Consider the following 17,971-nt stretch of genomic DNA (forward strand, 5'->3'; position numbering starts at 1 on the left):
TCTCTCCCCCCCCCCCCCCGCGACCCTTCCTCACTCGCCGCGCCGTGGCGGCAACGGTCAATCGTAGAGCACGGCCGCGATCTTCGGATCGCTCATATTGGTCTTGTCGTACCAGTAGAAGCCGGTGTCGACTTTCTTGGGCAGCGTCTCGCCCTTCATCGCCTTCACCGCGGAATCGACCACGCACTTGCCGATGCCGACCGGGTTCTGCGTGATCGCGCCGTACATCAGGCCGGAGTTGATGTCCTCCTTCTGCTCCTTGCCCGAGTCGTAGCCGATCAGGACAAGCTTCTTGCCCGCTTCCTTGACGCCGATTGCGGCGCCTTCCGCCGAGCCTTCATTGGCGCCGAAAATGCCTTTGAGATTCGGATTGGCCTGGATCATTGTCTTGGCGATTTCCGCCGACTTCAGATGGTCGCCGCCGCCATACTGAACCGAAACGATCTTGATGTTCGGATGCTTCGTCTTCATCTCGTTCAGGAAGCCGTCGCGGCGATCGACGCCGGTGCGGCTCGTCTGGTCGTGCACGATCAGGCCGACCTCGCCGGCGTTGCCGATCGCCTCGGCCATCTTGTCGGCGGCGAGGGCAGCCGCAGCGAGATTGTCGGTTGCGCAGGTCGTCAGGGGAATGTCGCTGTCGACGCCCGAGTCAAACGCGATAACCGGGATCTTTTGAGCTTGCGCCCGCTTCAACAATGGAATGGCCGCCTTGCTGTCGAGTGCGGCGATGCCGAGCGCCTGGGGCTTCTTGGCGAGCGCGGCCGAAAGCATGTCGATCTGCTTGTCGACCATGGCCTCGGTTTCCGGACCCTCGAAAGAGATCCTGACGTTCTGCTGCTTCGCCGACGCCTCGGCGCCGGCCTTGACGGCCTGCCAGAACTGATGCTGGAAGCCCTTCGAGATCAGCGGGATATAGGGTTCGTCCGCGAGTGTGACGCTCGTCCCGCCAACGAGTGCGCCGACGCCGAGTACGGCGCCGATGAGTGTTCTTTTCAACATGGGGTATCTCCTCCTAAGGTGGGCCATCAACCTGCAGCCGTTGGGGGAGCCTTTGGCGCTCCCTTTTCTTGATTCCGGTTTTCCCGATTCCGAACCTGATCCCGATCTCGAGCTTCTCCCGCGCTGCCTCAGCTTTTCTTGCGCCGCAAAATATCCGCATAGACCGCGAGAATGATGATGAGACCGGTTACCACGATCTGCCACTCCTGAGCGACCGACAGGATGCGCAGGCCGTTGGTCAGCACGCTCATGATGAATGCGCCGATGATCGTGCCGAGAATCGTGCCCGCACCGCCGCTCAGCGAAGTCCCGCCGATCACCACGGCGGCGATCGCTTCGAGTTCATAGCCTTGGCCGAGCGCCGGCTGGGCCGAATTCAGGCGCGAGGCGATCAGCAGCCCGGCGATGCCGCAAATCGCGCCGCCCAGCGCATAAATGGCGATCTTCCAGCGATCGACGTTGACGCCGGACAGGCGGACGGCTTCTTCGTTGCTGCCGAGCGCAAACGTATAGCGGCCGAGCGCCGTGCGATTGAGTGTGATCGAACTCACCACCGCGAGAAAAAACAGGATCAGCACCGCGTTCGGAATCGGCACGCTCGGCAGCACATAACCGATCAGCGAATCCTGCGAGATCATGTAGAAGTTTTCGGTGTCGTTGAAGTAGATTGGCTTGTCGGCCGAGACGACGAGCGAAAGCCCCTTGAGCAGCATCATCATGCCCAGGGTGGCAATGAACGGCGGTATTTTCATTTTCGCCGTGAGGGTGCCCGAAATGGTTCCACAGACTGCGCCGGTTCCAATCGCGGCGAGGACGCCGGTCCACATCGGCAAATGCCAGTAGGTCAGAAACACGCCGCAAATAACGGCCGTAAAGGTCATCAAGGTGCCGACTGACAAGTCGATGCCACCGGTGATGATGACGAATGTACAGGCGATGGCCAGTACGCCGTTGACCGCCGTCGCTTGCAAAATCCCAAGCATGTTGTCCATCTGCATGAACGCGGGCGACGCGAAGCTGAAGAACACCAGCAGCAGGATCAGGCTGCCGAAGGCGAGCAGCTTTTGCAGGGCGGCCGGCGCAAAGATGCGGGCGCGAAGTCCCGAAGAAGTTTCCTTGTTGCCTAGGGCCGGCGTATCCGATGGCATTGTCATGAAATGGACCTCTGGAGATTCATGCCGCTTTTAGGGTTTCGCGCAGCGTGGCCAGATGCATGATGCGCTCTTGTGTCGCCTCTTTGGCGGAGAGTTCGCCGGTGATTCGGCCCTCGCACATGACGACGATACGGTCGCTCATGCGCAGGATTTCCGGCAGCTCCGACGAGATCATGACGATCGCCTTGCCTTGCCCGGCGAGCGAGCGCAGAAGCTTGTAGATCTCGCTTTTGGCGCCGACATCGATGCCGCGCGTCGGCTCGTCGAAGAACAGCACGTCGCAGTCGCGCTCGAGCCATTTGGCAATGACGATTTTCTGCTGATTGCCGCCCGAGAGCAGCCGCACCGGTTGCGTCGCCGACGGCGTACGGATGGCCAGCAGCTTGATGAAATGGGTGGCGGTCCGGCGCATCGTCGTGCGGCGCAAGAAGAAGTTGAACGACAGGAATTTGCGCAGGTTGGACATGACGATGTTCGATTCGACGTCCATGCCGGTAGCAAGGCCGAAGCGCTTGCGGTCTTCCGAGAGGTAGCCGATACCGCGCGCCACCGCATCGCTCGGTCTCCTGATTGTCGCCTTCGCACCTTTCACCACGATCTCGCCGGATTCGACCGGATCGGCGCCGAACACCGCGCGCGCGACCTCGGTGCGCCCGGCTCCCATCAAGCCGGCAAAGCCCAATATCTCGCCTTTGTGCAATGCAAAACTCACATCCCTGACGAGCGGGCCGGCGTTCAGATTCCTGACTTCTAGCGCGACCTCGCCTTTGTCCGCGGCGCCGTGCGAAGGCTCGACGTCGGCGAGCGTGCGCCCGACCATCATGCCGATGATCGCTTCGACGCTGGTGTCTTTGGCGGTGACGGTGGCGACATATTCGCCGTCACGCAATACGGTGACGCGGTCGGCGATCTGCTTCAACTCATCCATCTTGTGGGAGATATAGATGACGCCGACGCCACGGCTCCTCAGCTCTCCGATGATGCGAAACAGCTCGGCGATCTCGGCGTCGTTGAGCGCCGAGGTGGGCTCGTCCATGATCAGCACGCGCGAATCGAAGGACAGGGCCTTGGCGATCTCCACCATTTGCTGTTTGGCGACCGTCAACGTGCCGACCACGGCGCGTGGGTCGAGATTCACATGCATGCGGGCCAGGATGTCACGCGCCTGCGCGTTGAGCTTGTCTTCGTCGAGGAACAGGCCGAGGCGTCCGCGCGGCTCGCGGCCGATGAACATATTCTGGGCGACGCTCAGATGATTCATCAACTGGAGTTCCTGATGAATGATGCATACGCCCACGGCCTGCGCCTGGCGCGGGCTCGAGAATTCGACCGGCTGGCCGTCATAGAGGAATTCGCCCGAATCGCGGGTGTAGACGCCGGCCAGTATCTTCATCAGCGTCGACTTGCCGGCGCCGTTTTCGCCCATCAGCGCGTGCACTTCACCCGCCATCAGTTCGAACTGGACTTCGTGAAGCGCCCGCACGCCGGGGAAGCTCTTGCTGAGCCTGTTGACGGAAATGAGCGGGGTCATGGCGCGGAACTGAAGACAATGCCGCCGCAGCCGCCGACCTCAGTGCGAGATGCGGAGTGAGCAGACGCCGGGTGTTGCCGCGGAGCGCGGCTGAAATCGCAACGAGAAGCCAGACACATGCCTGGTGCCCCCAAACCGATGTGCCACGATCTTACGCCGCCAGATGGCAGCGACTCAATTAGGCATACCCTAATATCATAGGTAAACGTGTTCATCGTATGTGAACATCTCGCGCGCTTATTTCCCACTATTTGTCATTGCGCGCGTTCTGTTTAGTGTGCAGTGCAATAAATCGGCCAGTGCATTTGTCTGCTTTAAGTGTCGAAGTAAAGGTAGAACTCCCAAGGATGCGGCCGCAGTTTGAGCGTGTCGATTTCGTGTTTTCGCTTGTATGCGATCCAGGTCTGGATGACGTCGTCGGTGAAAACGTCGCCTTTGCGCAGAAATGCGTCGTCGCCTTCCAGCGCAGCGAGCGACGCTTCGAGCGAACCGGGCACCTGCTGTATGTTGCTGGCCTCTTCGGGCGAAAGATCGTAGATGTTGCGGTCGAGCGGGTCGCCCGGATCGAACCTGTTCTCAATACCGTCAAGGCCGGCCATCAGCATCGCTGCAAACGCAAGATACGCATTGGCCGACGGGTCCGGACAGCGGAACTCGACGCGCCGCGCATTCGGCGAGGCGGAATACATCGGGATACGCGCAGCGGCCGAACGGTTGCGCTGCGACATCGCCAGGTTGACCGGCGCCTCGTATCCCGGCACCAGACGCTTGTATGAGTTGGTCGTCGGCGCGCAGAACGCCATCAGTGCGGGCGCGTGTTTCAGCAGGCCGCCGATGTACCAGCGGCACAGTTCGGAAGTCAGCGCCCAGCCGGCCGCGTCGTAAAAGAGATTCAGCCCGTCTTTCCATAGGCTCTGATGGCAGTGCATGCCGCTCGCGTTGTCGGCGAACAGCGGCTTCGGCATGAAGGTCGCCACTTTTCCGTGCCGCCGCGCGACGTTCTTGCAGATGTACTTGTAGATCATGACGTTGTCGGCCATGCGCGTGAGCGCCGCAAAACGCATGTCGATTTCGTTCTGACCGGCGGTCGCCACCTCATGGTGATGCACTTCGATCTGTACGCCTGCCTGCTGCAGCGTGAGCGCGATTTCCGAGCGGATCTCCTGCAGCGTGTCGTGCGGCGGCACCGGAAAATAGCCCTCTTTGTAGCGCTGCTTATAGCCGAGATTGCCGCCGCCATACGCACCCTCATCGCGCCCGGTGTTCCAGTCGCCCTCGGCGGATTCGACGTAGTAGTAGCCACAATGCTGATCCTGTCCGAAGCGGATCGAATCGAAGATGAAGAATTCGAGCTCGGGTCCGAAATAACAGGTGGTGGCGATACCGGTCTGGCGTAGATAGTTTTCTGCTTTTTTAGCGACGTAGCGCGGATCGCGTGAATACGGCTGTTGCAGCACCGGGTCGACCACGTCGCAGATAATCGACAGCGTCGGGGTGGCGCATACGGGATCGATAAAGGCGGTCGTCGGGTCGGGCCTGAGCAGCATGTCGGACTCGTGAATCTCCTGAAAGCCGCGGATCGACGATCCGTCGAAACCGATTCCGGCGCTGAACAGGTCGTCGTGGATTTCAGGGAGCGTAATCGAGAAGTGTTGCCAGAGACCCGGCAGGTCGGTGAATTTCAGATCGACGATCTGCACGGCGTTTTGTCTAACCAGATCGCTGACATCGCTCGCGCTTTGCGGCCGGGTGACACGGTAGCTGCCTGCCTCGACGGAGACCTCGAAAGGCGCAGCGGAAGGTTCTTGCGTGGTGGACATCGGATTTCTCCTCTTTGGCCATTTGCCCGATCTCCAACCCGACAAGTCCGCATGCGAAACACAACGGACTGCTGAAGGCTAGCGATCTTCAGCCAGTGCTTTCAGATGGGCGTCGCCGGCGTCTTGAGCAGCGGCGCGCGTCGTGTAGGTTTCGTCCGAAACGAGCGAGCGCTTGACCTGCTGCGCCGTGAAATCGACTAGCGTGATAACCCAGACATAGGCGCCGGCCTGTTCGGCAATCTGTACGAAAGCGCGGACGTTCCCGCTGCTATCTGCGTTCATGGTGCGATCTCCTGAGAAACGGTTCTGCAACGTTAGCGGTTCGCGTACACGCTATGCGTCTTACGGCAGCTTGCCCAGAATCGCCCCGAGTTCGCTCTTGGTGAAGGCACGCAGCGTCTGCGTGCGGATATTGCCCGCTGAGCCGATCGCAAAGCCGAATGCCGCGAAGCTTTGCTCGTCGGGTGCATCGATGATCGAGACGATGTCGTACTGGCCGAGCGTCCAGTAGACTTCTTTCATCTCGCAGCCGAAACCCCTGGCCATTTCCGCCACCTGACTGGCCCGTTGCGGACTGTTCTTGATGTTGCGGATGCCTTGATCCGTAAACTGTGAAAGAACAACATAGGTCGCCATGACAATTCTCCTTCGGATTGAAACCTGGCGTTATTCATACGCCTGGCGATACCACCAGCGTCGTAGCGCGCTGTTTGCAGCACCGCTTCGTGCGCACCTTGATTTTAGGCAATGGAAATCGTGCGCGATGAGATGTTTGTCCAGGCCGTTTCGACGCACGCCTTGCAATACGGCAGTAGATGAATATGGTGCCGTATTGGGTTAATCTGATAGTCTGGTTCAAGGCCAGCGTGTAGCGTGACGACCCGTACTGGAAATGAAAGCGCATTCGTAGAAGAATGATGAGTTATGCGATCGTGACGATGGAAATCGATATGTTCCAAAGGTCCGGCTGATCTGATTCGATTTGCATGAGAATTGAATGGGCGGTTCCGGGCTCCGATTCCTTTTCAAAAGCGATGGAGGTGAAATGGCTACGTATGCGATTGATGGCGTGCGCATTAGCCCTGCAAACGACCGCGTCACGCACGTGCGCTGGGCGCTCATCGATGCGAAGACGAACGAGTGGTCGTCGCCACCCGCGATCGTCGAGGTGGCCGTAGCGGTCAATGCGATCTATGCGGGCGATGTGATCTGGTCCCTTTTCACTCTCGGCGGCAGGCGCTTTCTGGGACCGAAAATCAAGGCGGTCGCTCACACCAATGGCGTCGACGGCATCGATACGGACGTTCCGGATGGCCACGTCGAAAAATGTATTGATGACCTGCCGGCTGTTTAAACGTTTTCCGCGCAGCGTGCGTGGTCGATGCAGTCTGTTAGGAAGCCGAATGACGGTTTAGCCATTCGCGTTTGCTTGCCGCGCGCCCGCGACTACCTGCGGACCTGGATAAAGAGAGTTGAAAGACATGACCGAGCAGCAATATGCAACGCCCGACAGCACGGCAGCACGAGTCGCCTTATGGCGTGCCCTGCATGTCGAGGCCGACTCGCCACCGCATGTGCTGGAAGACAGGATCGGCCTTCAACTGCTGGCTCCGGACCAAGGCTGGCGTCAACGGGGGGACATGGACCCGCAGTTCACGCGGCCCTTTCGCGCCTCGATCGTGGCTCGTGCCCGCTTCATCGAAGATCTGGTCGTGGCGCAGGCCGGCCGCGGGTTGACTCAGTACGTCATCCTCGGCGCCGGCCTTGATAGCTTCGCCCAGCGCAGGCCGGAGATCGCGTCCCACCTCAAGGTGTTCGAGATCGACCAGCCGGGTCCTCAGGCATGGAAGCGCCATCGCCTGATCGAACTCGGCTTTGGCGTTCCGGAGTGGCTGCGCTTCGTGCCGGTCGATTTCGAGGCAGGCGGTTCCTGGCGGGACGGGCTCGTGACTGCTGGCTTCGATGACAGCAAGCCGGCCATCGTGGTCTCCACGGGCGTCAGCATGTATCTCACCAGGGAGGCGAACGCAGCCACGCTGCGCGAGGTTGCAGCGCTCGCGCCAGGATCGACGCTCGCGATGACGTTCCTGCTTCCACTGGAACTCGCGGATCCCGAGGTGCGTCCTGGGCTCGAGATGGCGGAGAAGGGCGCGCGAGCAAGCGGGACACCGTTTCTCAGCTTCTTCACCCCGCAGGAGATGTTGGCGCTGGCTCGCGAAGCGGGCTTCAGGGAAGCGCAGCATGTTTCGGCGGCGGATCTGACCCAGCGCTACTTCGTTGGCAGAACAGATGGTCTGCGTCCGCCGGACAATGCGGAAGAGCTGCTGGTGGCCAATACTTAGCCGCCCGTCCGCTTGCCGGGTGCTTTGCAACGGATCCTGCCTGCCTTCAATGCTTAAGGCAGGTATCGGCGTTTTTCCAGGTGCAGGTGTCAAGGCCGGTGTGGATCACAGGCTTCACCGACTTTCCTTGCGCCAGCTCCTGCATGACCATGGCCGCCTGATAGCCCATTTCCTCCGGCCGCTGGCCGACGAGGACATTGACCTTGTGGTCCTTGAGGGCTTGCAGTTCCGGTCCGAGCGTATCGGCCGAGACGATCACGAACTTGCCGCTCTCGATCTTCGACATGATCGGGGCGACCACCTGCGAATAAGCCTGCGGGGCAAACAGCGGCCAGCCGCCCTCGAGCACGAAGGCGTCGAGACTGTTGGTGTTGGCGGTCAGCGTGTCCTGCATCATCTGATTCGCTCTCGCGGCGTCGTCGTTCACGTAGAGCGGGCAGGCGCTGATCTCGTGCCAGCCGTTTTCGCCGGCGAGCTTCGCGATGCCCTTTTTGCCGGAGAGTACGTCGCGTGTGCCCTGGGCGCGCTGGTTGATGTTCTCGGCTGCGGGGTTGCCCATCACGAGGCAGATATTGCCGCCCTTCGGCATCAGCAACTTCAACTGCTCGCCGAGCTTGACGCCCAGCTCGTAATTGTCGGTGCCGACGTAGCTCTTGCGCAGCGAAGCGTCCTTCGGCAGCAGATCGGCATCCGCGGTGATGACCGGGATCGTCACATTGCGGCGGCGCAACACTTCGGCCACGGCCGGGGCGTTAGAGGGTGAGATCGCGATGGCCGATACGCCCTTGGTCAGCAGGTCGTCGATAATCTGTACTTCTGCGCTTTCGTCTGCGGCCGTCGCGGGGCCGGTGTAGTAGCAGGTGTAGCCCTCCTTGGTGAGTTCCTTGTTCGCCCGGTCGCATCCCTGGTGCATGAGATCGAAGTAGGGGTTGTCGAGACCCTTCACCACCAGCGCGAGGGTTTTATCGGCTGCGAAGGTGGGGGAGGCGATCATCGCGAATGCTCCGATCGCGGCGAGATACATCAAAGCTTTTTTCATCGTTTCCTCCTTTGTCGACCAGAGTTAGCGCTTTAGCTGTCGACCAGAGTTCGTGCTTTAGCACGTTACTCTGGTCTCATGCAGAGCACTTACTCCGGTCCCATGCAAAGCTGTTGGCGCCGGGTGCGCGGCGCTCATCTCTGCTCGCTCCAATTTTCATCATAGTCACAAGGAAAGCCCGCGTTCGAGCTTTACCCTCCGCGCGGAACCTTCGCATCTTGTGAACCTGTGCGCCCGGCCGTTCCGCATCGCATCCGGCCGCACTTCCCGTCGCACCGGCGTCAGTGAGGCCGGTGCACCGGAAGACATTTCAATCTTCTTGCCGCTCGCCGCCGAGCCGGTTGAAGAGCACGGCGACGATGATGAAGGCGCCAACCAGCGTGCCCTGCCAGAACGAGTCGACCCCGAGCAGGATCAGGCTGTTGCGGATGACTTCGATAAGCGCGGCGCCGACGATGGTCCCGAAGGTGCTGCCGACGCCGCCCACGAGATTGGTGCCGCCTATCACGGTCGCGGCGATCACGCGCAATTCGTCGCCCGTGCCGAGACCTGTCGTGACAGCGCCGAGCCAGCCGACTTCGAGAATTGCCGCGACGCCCGCCATCAGGCCGGCGAGGACATAGACGGAGCAGATGACCCGACGCACCGGCACCCCCGTAAGATTCGCCGCATGGCGGTTGCCGCCGACCGCGAAGACATAGCGGCCCCAGCGCGTCCAGGCAAAGGCGAACCAGAACAGTATGGCAAGGACAACCAGGAACCACACCGGATTGGCGATGCCGAAGGTCGCGCCGCCGCCCAGTGCCAGGAGTTTGCTGCCGTCGGGACCGAAATCGAAAATGGTCCGGCTGCCGGAGATCACCAGCGCAAGGCTGCGGCCGATGCTCAGCATGCCGAGCGTCACGACGAACGGCTGCATGCCGAGATAGGCGATCAGCAGGCCGTTCACGAGGCCGACGATCCCTGCGGTCAAGAGCCCCATGCCGATGCCGGCCCAGATCGGATAGCCGGCATTCATGACCACCGAGAGGACGATACCGCTGATGCCGATGGTCGAGCCGACCGAAATATCGATGCCGCCCGTGATGATCACCGCCATCATGCCGAGCGCGACGATTGCGACGAAGGCGAAGTTGCGCGTGACGTTGAACAGGTTCTGCGGCGTCGCAAAGGTCGAGGTTGCGAACGAGAGCAGGATGCAGGCGACGATCGTGGCGAGCACCACCCAGAACACCTGGCTCGCGAGAAGCCCCGTCCAACGGGTATGGGTCTTCACGGCTTGCGGATCGTCAAGCAAGGTCGGCAAGCGGGTGGGCCGTTCCGGCTGATCGTTCAATTTCTGGGCTCCCGTGCAAAGCAGGGTCAGAGGTTCAGGCAGTGGGGATGGCTCCGGTGATGAGGCCGGTTACTTCTTCCGGAGAAGACGCTGCGATGTTCTTGTCCGCAACCTTGCGCCCGCGCCGCATGACCACCACACGGTGGGCGACCGCGAACACGTCGGGCATGCGGTGGCTGATGAGAATGACCGCAACACCATGTTCGGACAGGCGTTTGATCAGATCGAGCACTTCCGCTACCTGGCGGACGCTGATCGCAGCCGTCGGCTCGTCCATGATGACGAGCCGCGCTTCGGACAGGCGCGTGCGAGCGATCGCCACAGCCTGCCGCTGGCCTCCCGACATCTGGCGGACCAGATCACGGGGACGGGTTTCGGATTTCAGTTGCTTGAACAGTTCACCGGCGCGCCGGTACATGCTCGCGTGATCGAGAACGCGGAAGGGCCCGAAACCGACCCGGGGCTCACGGCCGAGGAAGACGTTTGCGGCCGCCGTCAGATTGTCGCAAAGCGCCAGGTCCTGATAGACGACTTCGATTCCCTGAGCGCGGGCATCAACGGGCTTGCTGAAATGCACCTGCTTGCCGTCGATGAAGATTTCGCCGTGCGAAGGGGGAAAGTTACCGGCGATGACTTTCACCAGCGTCGATTTCCCGGCTCCGTTGTCTCCCATCAGCCCGACCACCTGGCCCGGCTCCAGACTGAAGGTCATGTCGGTCACGGCGTGAATGGCGCCGAAGTGCCTGGAAACGCCTCTGAGCTCCAGAAGACTCATGGATTGTCGCGCTCGCTCCGGTGGAGCCGCCCGTTTTTTCGGCCGGGCGACCGGTAGACATGCATGCTCTAGCTAGCTTTTTTATAGCACAACGGCGCCTTGGGGCAAGACTACTTAGGTTGCCTGAGGTTGCCTGTTAATCCGCGGCGCAATGACGTCGGTGTCCGGCTTACGGTGTTGCGATGCACGAAAATCGCTGCCCGCCATTGCATTACCGAAAGGATTGTGTAATATCGATGGCTCGTCCTGACTGAAGACTCACTGTGCAGCGAGTCTTCAGTCAGGAAAATGGCGTTTGCGACCGTCCATACCGAGAGGTTGCATTTGTCATACCCGGCGCGATAGAATCGCGCCTGCTCATTGGGGAGTAGCCGCCTCGAACGCGATGTTCGAGGGCGCACGTCAACATACTTGGCGAGTCGCAAGACTCACCATGGCGCGCGCAGCTAAATGCCTGGCAAGACCGATGACACGCATTCCGACCTAACCGGGTCGCCGGAATGCGTGTCATCGCGTTTTTTCAGCGCGGCCCGGGTACAACATCCCATGCAATCTTTCCTCGTTTCGACCAGCGTTGTCGGGCTCGCCGAGATTGGCGACAAAACGCAACTCCTGTCCCTCGTGCTGGCTGCGCGATATCGCAAGCCCATTCCCATCATCCTTGGCGTGCTGGTCGCGACACTGATCAACCATGCGGCATCCGGTGCGCTCGGGGCCTGGCTTGCGAGCGTTCTGAGTCCGGGCATCCTGAACTGGGCAGTCGTCGCGTCGTTTGCGGTGATGGCGGTGTGGATTCTGATTCCGGACAAGCTGGACGACGCCGATGCGGCGATAACGAAAAATACGCTGGGCGTTTTCGGCACGACGGCCGTGACCTTCTTTCTCGCCGAGATGGGCGACAAGACGCAAATCGTGACCATTGCTCTGGCCGCGCGATTTCACGAATTCTTCGGCGTCGTCGCGGGCACCACACTGGGCATGATGTTGGCGAACGTACCGGTCATCTATCTTGGGCACAAGTTCGCCGACCGCTTGCCGACCAAGGCCGTGCACGTCCTTGCGGCCATTATCTTTGTCGTGCTCGGAGGATTCGCTTTGAGAACGGCGCTCTATCCGGCGGCACATCCGATGTTCTAACGCGCCTGGGTATCCCGCGGCGCGTATCGCAAGATTGCAGTAGGCGTTACGTTACGCCGGCACTTCGGCCGTGTACGCGAGTTGCAGATTCTGGTCCCAGCCGTAAGCGGAGTAGTTCGGTTTGACCGTGTCGACGCGGACGACACGGAGCGTAAAGTCCGTATTCGTCACCTTGACCACGGTCGTCGCAAACGTGTCGTTGAGGTTGCCGGGGTAGTTGGGATCCTGTAGCGTGGTGACGGTGACGACCGGCGTGCGAGAGAACGCCGCCGGAAACGGCACTCTGACCGTAAGCGGCGAATTGAGCCATTGCGTGCTGGGCGGCGAAGTGAATTTGCCGATCGAATGCGTGCTGACGATTCTTTCTGCCATTGCAATTCTCCAGATATGGATGATATTGATCCGCGAAAATACGCAGTTTCGCGGTGGGTCACTGCAATTCAGTTTTAGAGCGTGGGCCGTCGGCAAACAACCTGTGAACCTTGTCAGGATGTGTTGGGCCAATCACGTCGGCGTGGATGCAACGGAGTGCTGACCTTTCACAGGCGCAGCCGTTCCCGGCATACGGCTAGCGTGAGTTGCCGGAGCCAACGATGCACAGGATCGACCTCTAAACGAGGATGCCACATCTGCGATACCGTAATCTCCGCGGTCGCTACGGGAAGCTCGAAGGCGTAGGCTGTGGCTGATGCGGACAAGTCCTGCTGTTCGGGCCGCTTGCCCAGCAGAGACGCGGGCACGAGCGCTATCAGGTCGGAGGCTCGCGCCACGGCGAGCGCGGCGTGAAAGCTCGGAACCACGGCAACAATGGTTCGTTCCAGCCCTAACGCGGCCAGCGCTTCATCGACCGGTCCGCTTGTGCGACCGTGTCGTGAAGCGACGACATGGCCGAAGGCGATGTACCGTTCGACTGTCACCTCGCGCTCCATCGCGAGCGGATGGCCTTGCCTGACGGCGCCAAGAAAACGATCCCGGAAGAGTGCCTGCACGCGGACTTCCGGTCCCATTTCGCCCAAAACACCGATCTCGAGATCAGCGGAGCCGTCGCGCAGATGCGCCGCCGTCTTTTCGGATTTGGGCGTAAAACGCAAACGCACGCGTGGCGCAACCGCGGTCGCCGCGGCGATCAGCGAAGCGCCGAGAGCCTCCACAAAACCGTCGTTGGCGCGAATGGTCAAGGTCCGCTGCAGCGTTGAAAAATCCGCTTCCGCCGTTGAGGGACGCAGTACGGCACGTGCTTCATGAACCGTATTCCGAGCGCGTTGACGCAGTGCCTCCGCATGAGGTGTCAACACCATGTGACGCCCCGCCCGAACCAACAGCGGGTCACCGGTCGCCTCGCGAAGCCGGGTTAAGGTTCGGCTCATGGCCGAGGCACTCAATCCCAGGCGACGTGCAGCACCGGCCACGCTGCCGTCGGCAAGCAATGCGTCGAGCGCAATGAGTAAATTCAGGTCGGGTTCTGACATGCCCGATCGTAGCATCATCGGTTCAGACATGGCGTTTGCTGCACGTTATAAGTGCAACTGCTGCGCCTTCCGCCATGCCTGGCTCGCCGATATATTCAGCGTACCGACTCAGCAGCGAACGTGTGATATCTCAACGCCACGTTCTATCGGGTCTCATTCGCAAGGAGCGATCAATGCAAGACATCTCTTCGCAGAAAACCGTCCTCCTCATCGGTGCATCCCGCGGCCTTGGATTCGCCATGGTCGAGGAATACCTCAAGCGCGGCTGGCGTGTGATTGCCACTGGGAGGACGGACTCAACGGAAAGGTTGCGTCAACTCTCGGAGCGCACCGAGGGCGCGCTGGAAGTTGACGCAGTCGATATTACGATTCCCGGCCAGGTCGCCGTGTTGCGTGAACGTCTTCAGGGTCGATGCGTGGATGTGCTCTTCGTGAATGCCGGCGTCGCAAACGACCATCATGAAACGATCGCCGATGTCTCGACCGGGGAATTCGTGCGTCTCATGGTGACGAACGCGTTGAGTCCGATGAGAATAATCGAGGCGTTTCAGCACCTTGTGCGGCCGGCCGGAACCATCGGTGTCATGTCGTCCGGGCAGGGCAGCATCACAAACAACGAGAACGGCAAATACGACGTCTACCGGGGCAGCAAGGCCGCACTCAACATGTTTATGCGCGGCTTTGCGGCGCGTCACCGGAACGACGCGAGAACCTTGCTGTTGATGGCGCCTGGATGGGTCAGGACGGACATGGGCGGTCCTGACGCGCGTCTGAGTATCGAGGAAAGCATTCCGAACCTGGTGAGCACGATGGAGGCTTACGAAGGGCGCTCCGGATTGCATTACCTGGACTACCTGGGAAGAGTCGTTCCCTGGTGAGCGGCGAAAGCGCCAAAGTCACAGCATCGCTCTTTCTGAGCGCCATGAATTTCGCCGAACGGCTTCAAATTCATTACACGCCGCCTATACTTTCAGAATCATTTCGCTTGCGGCAAGGAGGCGCAATCGTGTCCCTGGCACTTCGCGCGGCACGCCGCGCGCTCATTCGTTCAAGACCCCTGACTACTTTCGTATGAGGAGAGCATCATGACGCGCAAATATATCGATTGCCGGGAATTTCCGAGCGAAATGAACTGTTCAGTCGCGCTATCCGCGGATTCCGAAAGCGAGTTGCTGGAGGCGGCCGTACAGCACGCGGTCACGGTTCACAAGCATGCCGATTCGCCCGAGCTGCGTTCGCAGTTGAAGACGCTGTTCCATGACGGCACGCCCCCCATGGAGACGCCTCGTCACGCATAACGCACGATAGTGCGGCAGATCGATTGACGATCGATCGCTTCACGACTCCCACCCACTAAAAAGAATTTGCCTTGACCGTAGCTGTGTATCTCGCCATGACTACGACACCTCTTCCGTACATTGCCTGCACGGATTCACCGATTGCGACGCGTGTTGTCGCTCCTCCTGGATGAAGGCCAAGCCTTCGCTATTTCTAGATTCCCTTAACAGTAGTCTGAAGTATCGTCCGCGTGCCAGGAGGTTTTCATGACCAACCTATCTACCGATGCAATTGAAGCGCTAAAAGTTGCGACGCGAGGGCAGGTGCTGCTGCCTGCCGATCCCGGTTTCGACGCCGCACGCAGCATATGGAATGCCATGATCGATCGGCGCCCGGCAGTGATCGTGCGCTGCGCCGGCGTTGCCGATGTCCGGCGCGCGGTGGCCTTTGCGCGCGATAACGATCTGCTGCTCGCGGTGCGCGGCGGCGCGCATAACATCGCGGGCAGCGCCGTTTGCGACGACGGCTTGATGATCGACCTGTCGCCGATGAAATCAGTACGGATCGATCCGGTTGCGCGTCGCGCCTATGTCGAACCGGGCGCCACGCTGCGGGATTTCGACCACGAAGCGCAGGCTTTCGGGCTGGCGACACCGCTTGGCATCAATTCCACGACCGGCGTGGCCGGCTTGACGCTCGGCGGCGGATTTGGCTGGCTGAGCCGCAGCTACGGGATGACGGTCGACAATCTCGTCTCGGTGGATGTCGTCACTGCGGACGGCGAACTGGTTCATGCCGCGGCGGATGCGCACGAGGATCTGTTCTGGGCGATACGCGGTGGCGGCGGCAATTTCGGCGTCGTCACGATGTTCGAATTCCGGCTGCACCCGGTGGGGCCGGAGGTGTACGGCGGGCTCGTCGTCTTGCCGTTGGAACAGGCAAAAGATGCGCTCAGGAAATATCGCGCAGCAGCCGACGATATGCCGGACGAACTCTCCGTATGGGCCGTGCTGCGCCTCGCGCCGCCGCTGCCGTTCCTGCCTCAGGAGGTGCACGGCGAACCGATCATCGCTTTTGCAAGCTGCTATGTCGGCGCAGTGGCCGACGGGCCGCGCGCGCTCGAGGCGGTGCGCAACTTCGGCACCCCTTACGGAGAGCATCTCGGCCCGATGCCGTATGCGATGTGGCAACAGGCGTTCGATCCGCTGCTGACACCCGGCGCGCGCAATTACTGGAAATCGCACAATCTGGCCGGGTTGCCGGACGGATTGCTGGACACGTTGATCGACGCGATCGGCAAGCTGCCGTCGCCGCAATGCGAAATATTCTTCGGCCAGATCGGAGGACAAACCGCTCGTGTTCCGGTTGAGGCTACGGCCTATTCGAGTCGCGATGCGAAATATGTGATGAATGTGCACGGCCGCTGGAACGACGCGAGCGAAGATGAGCAGTGTATCGGCTGGGCGCGGGCGTTCTTCGAGACGGTGACGCCGTTTGCACTGGGCAGCGTGTACGTCAATTTCCTGACGCAGGAGGAGACCGGGCGTATTGGCGCGGCGTATGGGCCGAACTATGACCGTCTTGTCGAGGTGAAGACCCGGTACGACCCGCACAACCTGTTCCGTCACAATCAGAACATCAAGCCTTTGGCTTCGTAACGTGCACGCGGTGCGCAACGGTCGGCTGGATATTCAACCGGCCGACCGTTGTCGCTACGATCGCGCCGGGTAGAAGAAAGCAGCGAGCAAACAGCGAGCAAGCGGCATCTTAACGACGTCCGCCAGGAAACGCCTGGCGAGGCGTCAAGGTGGCCTGCGACGAAGCCACGCCCGCTCCGTTCGGCAGCGAAGCGGACGCATGCGGCGAAGAGAGGGCGGCAGTCCCTGCGCCGATCGCGCCGTCCGGCCCCGCGGAGGCCGCCATCGCACGGCTCAGCGTGCCGCTGCGCAGCGTCGCCAGCGTATCCAATGCGCGCGCACGCTGCGCCCCGGTATAAGGCATATCCGCATGCAGCCACAGCAACGGATATAACAGGTTGAAGCGCTGCACCCGCTCGGGCGGCGGCAGCCGCGTCACACCGGCGCCGGGAGCGCTGGAATTGCGATCGCGCAGCGAGGAGAGGCCGAGCGACGGCAACTTGCCAAAGCGCTGCTGCGCACTGAGCAGATCCATCGAAAGCTCCAGCACGGGGGCCGCGAACGGCGACTGCGGGCTGGCAGACAACTGCCCGAGCAGCGCCTGCATCGCGCCGCACCATGCATCGCGCAGCGCCGCATTGCGTGCATCTTCCTGACCCGGTTGCGCGTACTGCGCGGCGATCGTCTCCAGCCGTCCGGCGGGCGGCGGCACCATGGCGCTATCCTTGCGCACCTTCATGGTCGGCGCGCTGCCCGAATCATGTTCTTCAGAGTGATCGTCATGCGACTGCCCGCCGCCCCGGCCGCGTCCGTCGCGGTTGACCGCATGAGCGTCGGCGTGATGGGCGTCGGCGTCTTCGGGGCCGTCGTCGTCGAGTCCCGCGCCGCCCCCGCGTTGCTTCTTGGCCGCGCGGCGCTTGCGTGCCAACTGGTCGGCCATCTTTCTGGCGCGCACCGAGCTGACCGACGGACCGCGTTGCGGGTCTTGTCCGTAAGTGAAATTGGTCGTGCCGCGGTACAGCGCCGCGAACTGCGCGCCGTTACGCGCGCCCTGGGCATTGGCGCTTTTTTGCTGGGCCGCGGCCGTGTGCTGCGCGTTGGCCGCGGCCGTTTCGTTGCCGTTCGAATGAGAGATCCGGCTCATGACCTTCGCCTGGTTTGAGGTCCACAGTCGAGGCGCCGCGTCATAGCGGCACCGCCGCCTGCAGGATTTCGTTGGCAAAGTGCAGGACCGCCGCGCACGAAAGCGGCGCGGCGATCACGATAGCGACCGTCACCGCAATCAGCTTGACCGCATGCGAGAGCGTCTGATCCTGCATCGAGGTGATCGCCTGCAGGAACGACACGCCGAGACCGACCACCGCCGCGACGATCACCGGCGGCAGCGAGACGGTCAGGCACAGCAGCATGCCTTCGGTGGTGTAGCGGATCAGCGAATCGATATCCATGGTGGC

The 17,971-nt window shown here is 61.2% G+C and carries 19 protein-coding genes and 1 riboswitch; of the genes, 6 read left to right on the forward strand and 13 right to left on the reverse strand.

Going from position 1 to position 17,971, the window contains the following annotated elements:
• Positions 1 to 57: 57 nt before the first annotated feature.
• The 6 genes from AC1ECK_RS29685 to AC1ECK_RS29710 form a co-directional block, all read right to left on the reverse strand.
• Positions 58 to 999: a substrate-binding domain-containing protein gene (locus AC1ECK_RS29685; protein WP_480325628.1), complete on the reverse strand. Its 942-nt coding sequence runs from the start codon at positions 997 to 999 to the stop codon at positions 58 to 60.
• Positions 1,000 to 1,127: 128 nt separating this feature from the next.
• Positions 1,128 to 2,153, reverse strand: a complete 1,026-nt coding sequence (locus AC1ECK_RS29690) for an ABC transporter permease (protein ID WP_480325630.1) — start codon at positions 2,151 to 2,153, stop codon at positions 1,128 to 1,130.
• A 19-nt stretch (positions 2,154 to 2,172) separates the two neighbouring features.
• Positions 2,173 to 3,684, reverse strand: coding sequence for a sugar ABC transporter ATP-binding protein (locus tag AC1ECK_RS29695; protein WP_480325632.1), 1,512 nt, complete (start codon positions 3,682 to 3,684; stop codon positions 2,173 to 2,175).
• A gap of 314 nt (positions 3,685 to 3,998) precedes the next feature.
• On the reverse strand, positions 3,999 to 5,504 hold the full coding sequence (gene glnA / locus AC1ECK_RS29700; RefSeq protein WP_480325634.1) for a type I glutamate--ammonia ligase: 1,506 nt from the start codon (positions 5,502 to 5,504) through the stop codon (positions 3,999 to 4,001).
• 78 nt (positions 5,505 to 5,582) lie between these two features.
• The gene (locus tag AC1ECK_RS29705) at positions 5,583 to 5,786 is read right to left on the reverse strand and encodes a hypothetical protein (protein ID WP_480325636.1); all 204 of its coding nucleotides are present in this window, start codon (positions 5,784 to 5,786) and stop codon (positions 5,583 to 5,585) included.
• Between the two features lie 60 nt (positions 5,787 to 5,846).
• Complete coding sequence (locus tag AC1ECK_RS29710) at positions 5,847 to 6,140, reverse strand: GYD domain-containing protein (protein ID WP_480325638.1); 294 nt, start codon at positions 6,138 to 6,140, stop codon at positions 5,847 to 5,849.
• A gap of 409 nt (positions 6,141 to 6,549) precedes the next feature.
• Here AC1ECK_RS29710 and AC1ECK_RS29715 point away from each other — a divergent pair, with 409 nt between their 5' ends.
• Together AC1ECK_RS29715 and AC1ECK_RS29720 are read left to right on the forward strand one after the other, a co-directional pair.
• A complete protein-coding gene (locus tag AC1ECK_RS29715) occupies positions 6,550 to 6,858 on the forward strand; it encodes a hypothetical protein (protein WP_480325834.1) in 309 nt (102 codons plus the stop codon).
• 127 nt (positions 6,859 to 6,985) lie between these two features.
• Positions 6,986 to 7,846: a class I SAM-dependent methyltransferase gene (locus tag AC1ECK_RS29720; protein ID WP_480325836.1), complete on the forward strand. Its 861-nt coding sequence runs from the start codon at positions 6,986 to 6,988 to the stop codon at positions 7,844 to 7,846.
• 46 nt (positions 7,847 to 7,892) lie between these two features.
• Here AC1ECK_RS29720 and AC1ECK_RS29725 read toward each other — a convergent pair whose 3' ends face one another.
• The 3 genes from AC1ECK_RS29725 to AC1ECK_RS29735 form a co-directional block, all read right to left on the reverse strand.
• Positions 7,893 to 8,885, reverse strand: a complete 993-nt coding sequence (locus tag AC1ECK_RS29725; protein ID WP_480325640.1) for a sugar-binding protein — start codon at positions 8,883 to 8,885, stop codon at positions 7,893 to 7,895.
• A gap of 310 nt (positions 8,886 to 9,195) precedes the next feature.
• Positions 9,196 to 10,221 (reverse strand): ABC transporter permease, encoded by a 1,026-nt coding sequence (locus AC1ECK_RS29730; protein WP_480325642.1) that lies wholly within the window; start codon positions 10,219 to 10,221, stop codon positions 9,196 to 9,198.
• Positions 10,222 to 10,255: 34 nt separating this feature from the next.
• Positions 10,256 to 10,996 (reverse strand): ATP-binding cassette domain-containing protein, encoded by a 741-nt coding sequence (locus AC1ECK_RS29735; protein ID WP_480325644.1) that lies wholly within the window; start codon positions 10,994 to 10,996, stop codon positions 10,256 to 10,258.
• 350 nt (positions 10,997 to 11,346) lie between these two features.
• Positions 11,347 to 11,529: riboswitch (yybP-ykoY riboswitch) on the forward strand.
• A gap of 13 nt (positions 11,530 to 11,542) precedes the next feature.
• Here AC1ECK_RS29735 and AC1ECK_RS29740 point away from each other — a divergent pair.
• Positions 11,543 to 12,133: a TMEM165/GDT1 family protein gene (locus tag AC1ECK_RS29740; protein ID WP_480325645.1), complete on the forward strand. Its 591-nt coding sequence runs from the start codon at positions 11,543 to 11,545 to the stop codon at positions 12,131 to 12,133.
• Positions 12,134 to 12,184: 51 nt separating this feature from the next.
• Here AC1ECK_RS29740 and AC1ECK_RS29745 read toward each other — a convergent pair whose 3' ends face one another.
• Together AC1ECK_RS29745 and AC1ECK_RS29750 are read right to left on the reverse strand one after the other, a co-directional pair.
• Positions 12,185 to 12,505 (reverse strand): H-type lectin domain-containing protein, encoded by a 321-nt coding sequence (locus tag AC1ECK_RS29745; protein ID WP_480325647.1) that lies wholly within the window; start codon positions 12,503 to 12,505, stop codon positions 12,185 to 12,187.
• A gap of 167 nt (positions 12,506 to 12,672) precedes the next feature.
• The gene (locus AC1ECK_RS29750) at positions 12,673 to 13,602 is read right to left on the reverse strand and encodes a LysR family transcriptional regulator (RefSeq protein ID WP_480325838.1); all 930 of its coding nucleotides are present in this window, start codon (positions 13,600 to 13,602) and stop codon (positions 12,673 to 12,675) included.
• Positions 13,603 to 13,775: 173 nt separating this feature from the next.
• Between AC1ECK_RS29750 and AC1ECK_RS29755 the strand changes: the two genes are divergently transcribed.
• The 3 genes from AC1ECK_RS29755 (at position 13,776) to AC1ECK_RS29765 (ending at position 16,538) form a co-directional block, all read left to right on the forward strand.
• Positions 13,776 to 14,480 (forward strand): SDR family NAD(P)-dependent oxidoreductase, encoded by a 705-nt coding sequence (locus tag AC1ECK_RS29755; protein WP_480325649.1) that lies wholly within the window; start codon positions 13,776 to 13,778, stop codon positions 14,478 to 14,480.
• Positions 14,481 to 14,687: 207 nt separating this feature from the next.
• Positions 14,688 to 14,900: a DUF1059 domain-containing protein gene (locus tag AC1ECK_RS29760; protein WP_480325651.1), complete on the forward strand. Its 213-nt coding sequence runs from the start codon at positions 14,688 to 14,690 to the stop codon at positions 14,898 to 14,900.
• A gap of 246 nt (positions 14,901 to 15,146) precedes the next feature.
• Positions 15,147 to 16,538: an FAD-binding oxidoreductase gene (locus AC1ECK_RS29765; protein ID WP_480325653.1), complete on the forward strand. Its 1,392-nt coding sequence runs from the start codon at positions 15,147 to 15,149 to the stop codon at positions 16,536 to 16,538.
• 109 nt (positions 16,539 to 16,647) lie between these two features.
• Here AC1ECK_RS29765 and AC1ECK_RS29770 read toward each other — a convergent pair whose 3' ends face one another.
• Positions 16,648 to 17,661, reverse strand: coding sequence for a hypothetical protein (locus tag AC1ECK_RS29770; RefSeq protein ID WP_480325655.1), 1,014 nt, complete (start codon positions 17,659 to 17,661; stop codon positions 16,648 to 16,650).
• Positions 17,662 to 17,701: 40 nt separating this feature from the next.
• Complete coding sequence (gene sctS, locus AC1ECK_RS29775; protein ID WP_074295048.1) at positions 17,702 to 17,965, reverse strand: type III secretion system export apparatus subunit SctS; 264 nt, start codon at positions 17,963 to 17,965, stop codon at positions 17,702 to 17,704.
• Positions 17,966 to 17,971: the final 6 nt, after the last annotated feature.

This window comes from Paraburkholderia sp. SSBN10T (assembly GCF_056619545.1).

What these genes read in the sequence shown, in the direction of transcription:
- AC1ECK_RS29770 (WP_480325655.1), bottom strand. Translation starts at nt 17,661, where the DNA reads ATGAGCCGGATCTCTCATTCGAACGGCAACGAAACGGCCGCGGCCAAC.
- AC1ECK_RS29760 (WP_480325651.1), top strand. Translation starts at nt 14,688, where the DNA reads ATGACGCGCAAATATATCGATTGCCGGGAATTTCCGAGCGAAATGAAC.
- AC1ECK_RS29765 (WP_480325653.1), top strand. Translation starts at nt 15,147, where the DNA reads ATGACCAACCTATCTACCGATGCAATTGAAGCGCTAAAAGTTGCGACG.
- AC1ECK_RS29705 (WP_480325636.1), bottom strand. Translation starts at nt 5,786, where the DNA reads ATGAACGCAGATAGCAGCGGGAACGTCCGCGCTTTCGTACAGATTGCC.
- AC1ECK_RS29720 (WP_480325836.1), top strand. Translation starts at nt 6,986, where the DNA reads ATGACCGAGCAGCAATATGCAACGCCCGACAGCACGGCAGCACGAGTC.
- AC1ECK_RS29750 (WP_480325838.1), bottom strand. Translation starts at nt 13,602, where the DNA reads ATGTCAGAACCCGACCTGAATTTACTCATTGCGCTCGACGCATTGCTT.
- AC1ECK_RS29690 (WP_480325630.1), bottom strand. Translation starts at nt 2,153, where the DNA reads ATGACAATGCCATCGGATACGCCGGCCCTAGGCAACAAGGAAACTTCT.
- AC1ECK_RS29755 (WP_480325649.1), top strand. Translation starts at nt 13,776, where the DNA reads ATGCAAGACATCTCTTCGCAGAAAACCGTCCTCCTCATCGGTGCATCC.
- AC1ECK_RS29710 (WP_480325638.1), bottom strand. Translation starts at nt 6,140, where the DNA reads ATGGCGACCTATGTTGTTCTTTCACAGTTTACGGATCAAGGCATCCGC.
- AC1ECK_RS29740 (WP_480325645.1), top strand. Translation starts at nt 11,543, where the DNA reads ATGCAATCTTTCCTCGTTTCGACCAGCGTTGTCGGGCTCGCCGAGATT.
- glnA (WP_480325634.1), bottom strand. Translation starts at nt 5,504, where the DNA reads ATGTCCACCACGCAAGAACCTTCCGCTGCGCCTTTCGAGGTCTCCGTC.
- AC1ECK_RS29685 (WP_480325628.1), bottom strand. Translation starts at nt 999, where the DNA reads ATGTTGAAAAGAACACTCATCGGCGCCGTACTCGGCGTCGGCGCACTC.
- AC1ECK_RS29735 (WP_480325644.1), bottom strand. Translation starts at nt 10,996, where the DNA reads ATGAGTCTTCTGGAGCTCAGAGGCGTTTCCAGGCACTTCGGCGCCATT.
- AC1ECK_RS29715 (WP_480325834.1), top strand. Translation starts at nt 6,550, where the DNA reads ATGGCTACGTATGCGATTGATGGCGTGCGCATTAGCCCTGCAAACGAC.
- AC1ECK_RS29745 (WP_480325647.1), bottom strand. Translation starts at nt 12,505, where the DNA reads ATGGCAGAAAGAATCGTCAGCACGCATTCGATCGGCAAATTCACTTCG.
- sctS (WP_074295048.1), bottom strand. Translation starts at nt 17,965, where the DNA reads ATGGATATCGATTCGCTGATCCGCTACACCACCGAAGGCATGCTGCTG.
- AC1ECK_RS29725 (WP_480325640.1), bottom strand. Translation starts at nt 8,885, where the DNA reads ATGAAAAAAGCTTTGATGTATCTCGCCGCGATCGGAGCATTCGCGATG.
- AC1ECK_RS29695 (WP_480325632.1), bottom strand. Translation starts at nt 3,684, where the DNA reads ATGACCCCGCTCATTTCCGTCAACAGGCTCAGCAAGAGCTTCCCCGGC.